The sequence below is a fragment of the Rhizobium sp. P1_E1 genome (assembly GCF_056406015.1).
The window spans coordinates 1-1248 of record NZ_JBFUAY010000511.1 but is presented as its reverse complement, the minus strand read 5'-3'; the positions used below and the strand labels follow the sequence as shown (position 1 = coordinate 1248).

At 59.2% G+C, this 1248-nt stretch carries 1 protein-coding gene and 1 pseudogene; one reads left to right on the top strand and one right to left on the bottom strand.

Annotated features, from left to right (window positions below; translation table 11 throughout):
* Positions 1-588 (top strand): IclR family transcriptional regulator (locus AC1D1Z_RS37570; RefSeq protein ID WP_477853913.1); only part of this gene is annotated, 588 nt, incomplete at its 5' end.
* Between the two features lie 104 nt (positions 589-692).
* Here the strand turns inward: AC1D1Z_RS37570 and AC1D1Z_RS37565 are convergent.
* Positions 693-1248 (bottom strand): annotated as a pseudogene (locus tag AC1D1Z_RS37565) (dihydrodipicolinate synthase family protein); the annotation flags it as partial.

The window sequence follows — 1248 nt, the reverse complement described above, 5'->3', positions numbered from 1 at the left end:
GTGCGGAAGAGCGAGACAGGCACTTACCGGCTGGGGACGACTGCGATCATTCTCGGGACCGCTGCATCGACACAGGTTGACCTGGTGCGAATAGCCAATCCTATCCTTGAAGAAGTCGGTCAGAAGGCGAACGAAACGACCCAGCTCAGGATCATCGACAATGGGGAATCCCTGTGCATTGCAAAGTTCGAACCGATGCGCGACTTGCGGGTGCAGGCGATGATCGGTCGAAGACGGCCGCTCACGGCGGGCTCGTACAAGGTGCTTCTCGCCTATCTCCAGCCCCAGGTGCAGTTGCAAATGATCCCTGAGACCTTGCCGCGGCTGACCAAGCGCACGATCACGGATCGTGGCAAGTTGGTTGCTGAATTGGATAAAATCCGCCGCCAGGGTTTTTGTGTGAGTTATGGTGAAGTCAGCGATCAACTCGTCTCCGTCTCAGTACCGGTTCTGGCATTCGACGGATCCGTGATCGCCGCGGTGAATGTCGGCGCCCCGGCCTTCCGCACGCAAAAAAGCGACGTCGACCGCTTCATCGTTCTGCTGAAGGAGGCCTCCAGCAAGATATCGGCCCGGCTGGGATGGTAGAACTTTTCGTCCTGCGCCATATCGGACCTTGTCTCTTCGGTTCGACGCCCATCAAGGCGAGCCAACGCAGGTTGTTTCGTGCCATGCCCGCTCTTTAGGCAAATTCAGGGGAAAAGATCGGGGAGTTCGGAGCGTGCGATAGGTCGCAACCTGACCGCTTCTGCCGTGTCTATCGAACGATAGGGAAACCGCAAACGGGTGCCGACGGGTCCCCAATTGCCGATCGCACTTAAGAGTTTGTCGAGAGCGGCGTTCGAATAACCAAGGTCGTGGCGGAAGGGGACGATATGCGCGTCCATGAACGCGCAGACGCGTCGTTCCAGATCGAGTGCGGCGTCGATATCGTTTCGCATGGAGACCGTCCAGGTCTGAGCGCCGCGGGGGCTAAGGCAGGCCACATTGGAAAAGGACCCTGCCGCGACGCCCTGTTTGATGCCGGTTGCGAGATGATGACCGGGAACGAAGAGCGACAGACCGGAAAGACGTTCACGTGCCTCCGCATACCAAGAGTCGTCGCCGTCGGCGAGCTTGATGCCGATCACCTCAGGCACCGCCGCGCAGACCATGCCCAGCGCCTTTGGCGCCAGCACCCGTTTTGCATGCGGCGGATTATAAAGGATGAGCGGAATTCCGTCGGCAGCGTCGGCTGCTCGTTTCAGG